Raw genomic sequence first — 4,513 nt, forward strand, 5'->3', positions numbered from 1 at the left:
AAAGGGTTTAAAGTCCGCCCCCGCCGGTGGGTGATCGAGCGGACGTTGGGCTGGCTGATGCACTACCGCCGCCTGGTCCGCGATTACGAGACTCGCCCTCAACGCTCCCGAACTATGATCCACTGGGCGATGATTGATCTTATGGGTCGCCGTCTCACCGGGGAGAGGACCCCGATATGGCACTACCAACCCGAACAACTTTCACCTACCTGAACAAGACGTCCTCTTAGAACTGTCGGACGACAAAACACTGATCACGCACGCCCGCACCCAGGCGGCGCGTTTCCTCGGCTACGAGATCACCGTGCTCCACAACGACCGCAAGGTCACCGGCGGCAGACGCAGCGCCAACGGCACTGTCAGCCTCCGGGTCCCCGAATCAGTGATCAAGGCCAAGAAAGCCCCCTACACCATGCGCGGCAAACCCGAGCGTAGGCCCCGTCTGATCAACGAGGACGACCACACCATCGTCAACACATATGGGGCCGAGTGGCGGGGCATCGTCCAGTACTACCTGCCGGCCGGGAACGTTCACCGTCTCTACCGGCTGCTTTGGGTCATGGAGACCTCGCTGCTCAAGACCCTGGCTAACAAGCACCGCTCGTCGGTGTCGAAAATGGTCCGCCGATACGCGGCCACAGTCGACACCCCGCACGGGCGACGCAAGTGCTTCGAGGCCACGGTCGAACGCAGCGGCAGGAAGCCACTGGTCGCACGGTTCGGCGGTATTCCACTCCGACGGCGCCGCGACGCGGTCATTTCCGACCGCGTCCTGGTCCCGGGCGTCGTCCGCCACACGGAGCTGGTCACCCGGCTTCTGGCGAACCGTTGCGAGCTCTGCACGAGCACGGACGGCATCACCGTGCACCACGTCCGGCGACTGTCAGAACTCGAACGTCCGGGACAACCGCAACCGGCATGGGCGGCCGAGTTGGCACGACGGCGACGCAAGACCCTCGTGGTCTGCCGTTCCTGCCACGACGCCATCCACACCGGAAAACCCCCGCAGCTCACGTCATAAGTCACCGGAGAGCGACGTGCGGTGAAAGTCGCATGCGTCGTTCGGGCTGGGGGCCGCTGGAAAAGGACCCGCATCCGCGGGCACCTCGCCGGCGGCCCACCAGTGCCCTGTGGCACAACCTCGCCCGAGCCGTGGAGAAGACCCGTGGTCGCCCACAGCCGCTGCTGGCACGCCGGCCCCGGCCGCACGGCCACTACTCGGGAGGAGCGCACCCGCACACCGGCACGCCGCCGTCCACACCCTGCTCGACGAGGGCGTCGGGCTGCTGGAGTGCGCGCGGCGCCTGGGCTGGGCGCTGAACACCGTCAAACGCTACGCCCGGGCCGAATCGGCCCAAGCCCTGCAACGTCCCCCGCAGTACCGCCGCACCCTGGTCGACCCCTACCGCGACCACCTGCGCCGCCGCCTCGCCGCCGAGCCCGCCGTGGCAGTCACCCGGCTGCTGGCCGAGATCCGCGAGCAGGGCTATCCGGGCAGCGCCACCCTGCTCGTGCGCTACCTCAACCAGGGACGCGCCGACCCCGCACGCACCCCGCCGTCCCCGCGCCGCCTGGCCGGCTGGCTCATGAGCAGACCCGAGCAGCTGCCCGATCATCGGCGGCGGCACCTCGACGACCTGGTCGCCAGCTGCCCACAGCTGACCGCCCTGGCCGCCCGGATACGCGCGTTCGCCGCCCTGCTCACCGGGCGCCACGGTGAGGACCTCGACGCGTGGATCAAGGCTATACGGGACGATGACCTGCCTGCCGTGCACGCCTTCACCCACGGGCTCGACACCGACCACGACGCCGTCGTCGCCGGACTGGCCCTGCCCTACAGCAACGGCCCCACCGAAGGCGTCATCACCAAGGTCAAACTGATCAAGAGGCAGATGTACGGCCGCGCCGGCTTCCCCCTGCTCCGCCAGCGCATCCTGCTCTCATGAACACCTGTCACCACCTGTCACCACCTGTCACCACCTGTCACCACCGGAATCTTGGCAGAGCCGTTATATTGACAGACCCACAACCGACGCAGCCTCGGACGCCGGCAGCGGCACGCGGGCAGCAACCCTCCGACACCGCCCGCCAACCCCTTAAACGATCACTGGCAGAGCGCAAGATCCTCTTACATGTCCCAAAATAGTCCCAAACCCCAGTTTGATCTTAGTTAGCGATCAAGAATATTGACGTTTCCGCAGGTCAGCGGGGAGCCGACGCCCGGATTTGAACCGGGAACCGCTCGATTACAAGTCGAGTGCGCTGCCAATTGCGCCACGCCGGCCAGTCCAGGTACCTCCCTAGCGTAGAGCATCAACAGACGGTTGCCCACGACGGGCCGATGCTCCCGGCAGGCAGCCCCGCGGCCAAGCCACCGGTCAGGAGCCACCGGTCAGGAGTAGATCATCATGGGAGCCGAGCCCAGGCTGATCATCCCGAATTCGTCGTCGATCGCGCCCTGTGTCTCCCAGAACTCGACCGCGCCTACCACGTCACAATCTTCGATCAGGTCGGTCAGCCGTATATAGCGGGCCAGGGACTGCTCGATGAAGCGGCGCCCATCGTGCTCCGAGATATTGCGCAGAACGGCATCGTACTGATGGTGGAGCAGCGATGAGACAAGCTCTGTCATCAGTATCAGGGTCCGATTGCGGGAAGTCCGGACCACCAGCACACGAAAATCAGCTGCGCGCCGGGAGAAGTCAACCACATTACGAGCGGAACCGGCTGCAACGAGGCATGCCCGCATTTCCCGGAGATCCGCCGCGGTACGGCGCTTCGCCGCCAACGCCACAATCCCCGAATCCATGACGACCCGGGCCTCGGCCAGATCCCGGACGGGCGTTCCCTGCATCTGCAGCCGCAGGCCTGCCTGCCGGGCTAGGACCCGCGTGTCCGGCTCCTGGACCAGCGGCCCGAGGTGGGACCCACGGCGCAGGACGATCAGAGACTCTGACTCGAGGATGCGCAGCGCCTCCCGCATTGTCGGCCTCGCGACACCGTAAATGTCCATCAGCTCGGTTTCCGGTGGAAGATGGTCGCCAGGCCGGATGTCACCACGCGCGACTCTTCCACGCAGGTCGTCGGCTACCATCTCGGAGAACTTGTTGACGCTCGGCCCGTACCCAGCCCGGGGTGTGGTCATACCCATGTGGCCGCCTCCTCGCTGAAGCGTAAAAGGCCATGCTAACGGGCGGCAGGGGGTACCTACTTGTCACGATGGGCTTCTTGTGAGAGCGCCCACGCCATGTGAATCCACCCACACCGATATTCGTTGTAGATTGGGCTTTCACGCCCACCGACAAAGCAGCTCGAACAGTGGCTGACGACACCGCCGAAGGAGGCGCGTGTACGGCTCTTGCCGCACCGCCGAGACGCCGGGGGAAGCCGGTCTGACCCATCACCACATCCACGCACCAACCACGGAAACGGGTGGACCCGACACAGTGGGCCGGGAATCCGCGGTCGCAATAGAGTCGAAGGGTTGCCCGCCAGCCAGAGGCGACGCGATCAGGAATCTTCTCGCGACACGGGGGCCTTAAATACCCAGAGTCACCATCCGGAACATTTCGTGCCGGCCAGGCGGCATACGGGAGACGCGGTAAAGAAAAGAGGGGGAGCTCGAAATGGCGTGGGACGAACCACTTCCCTCCGCCGTGACCCGGCTCGGACATTCGATCAAGCGGGCGGAACAGGCGCTCATCCGCGAGAAGACCCGGGCCCTGCGTGATGTCGGGCTTTCCGTCCCGCAGTACACCGCGCTGTTCACCCTTGCCGGGTCACCGGGTCTTTCCGGCGCTCAGCTCGCCCGCAGGTGCATGGTCACACCCCAGTCGATGGCCAGCCTGCTGCTCACGCTCGAGGCCAAGGGACTGATCATACGTGAGCAGTCCGACGTCCATGCGAAGGTGTTTCAAAGCCGGCTGACGCCAACCGGTCTGGCACTGCTGCGGCGGGCCGACGCGCTCGCGCTGGCGGTGGAGCAGCGCCTCGCCGACGTGTTCTCCCCAGGCGAGTTGGAGGAGTTCCGGTCCCTGCTCGAACGGTCCGTCGCCATTCTCGACGACGAGACCGGGCAATCCGTGGCCACCGCCGCACCGCGGTTGTCCGAGCAGGTCTGGTAGCGGTTACCGCTGCCGGTCGACTACCGCTGCCCGTCGACCCGACGACGGCGGGCAATCTCCGCAAGCACCACACCGGTGGCGACTCCGGCGTTGAGCGACTCGACAGCACCGACCATCGGGATCCGTACCGTCAGATCGCAACGCTCCCCGACCAGCCGTGACAGACCGCGTCCTTCTGAACCGACTACCACAACCAGCGGGTCGAAGATCATATCCAGGTCATCCAGGCTGATCTCGCCGTCCGCGGCCAGCCCGACAACGAAGATGCCGGCCTCCGCCCAAGCCGTCAACGCCCGAACCAGGTTCGTCGCCCGCGCCACCGGCAACCGGGCCGCGGCACCCGCCGACGTCTTCCACGCCGCCGCCGTCACACCGGCAGCCCGCCGCTC

4 protein-coding genes, 1 tRNA gene and 2 pseudogenes are annotated in these 4,513 nt (G+C 66.1%); 4 read left to right on the forward strand and 3 right to left on the reverse strand.

What is annotated here, in order from left to right; translation table 11 throughout:
* The 3 genes and pseudogenes from U9977_RS23410 to U9977_RS23420 all read left to right on the forward strand — a co-directional run.
* Positions 1-213 (forward strand): annotated as a pseudogene (locus U9977_RS23410) (IS5/IS1182 family transposase); the annotation flags it as partial.
* A gap of 4 nt (positions 214-217) precedes the next feature.
* A pseudogene (locus tag U9977_RS23415) lies at positions 218-1,021 on the forward strand (group II intron reverse transcriptase/maturase); the annotation flags it as partial.
* 109 nt (positions 1,022-1,130) lie between these two features.
* Positions 1,131-1,946 (forward strand): transposase, encoded by an 816-nt coding sequence (locus tag U9977_RS23420; protein ID WP_322751446.1) that lies wholly within the window; start codon positions 1,131-1,133, stop codon positions 1,944-1,946.
* A 265-nt stretch (positions 1,947-2,211) separates the two neighbouring features.
* Here U9977_RS23420 and U9977_RS23425 read toward each other — a convergent pair.
* Positions 2,212-2,284 (reverse strand) — tRNA-Thr (locus U9977_RS23425).
* Between the two features lie 108 nt (positions 2,285-2,392).
* Positions 2,393-3,151 (reverse strand): FadR/GntR family transcriptional regulator, encoded by a 759-nt coding sequence (locus U9977_RS23430; protein WP_322751447.1) that lies wholly within the window; start codon positions 3,149-3,151, stop codon positions 2,393-2,395.
* Between the two features lie 475 nt (positions 3,152-3,626).
* Here U9977_RS23430 and U9977_RS23435 point away from each other — a divergent pair, with 475 nt between their 5' ends.
* On the forward strand, positions 3,627-4,124 hold the full coding sequence (locus U9977_RS23435; RefSeq protein ID WP_322751448.1) for a MarR family winged helix-turn-helix transcriptional regulator: 498 nt from the start codon (positions 3,627-3,629) through the stop codon (positions 4,122-4,124).
* 20 nt (positions 4,125-4,144) lie between these two features.
* On the opposite strand, the gene U9977_RS23440 is transcribed toward U9977_RS23435, so the two are convergent.
* On the reverse strand, positions 4,145-4,513 hold a 369-nt coding region (locus U9977_RS23440), incomplete at its 5' end, for an RNA methyltransferase (RefSeq protein WP_322751449.1).

Origin of the sequence: Protofrankia sp. Cas8 (assembly GCF_963555845.1) — a bacterium.
Classification (GTDB): Bacteria; Actinomycetota; Actinomycetes; order Frankiales; family Frankiaceae; genus Protofrankia.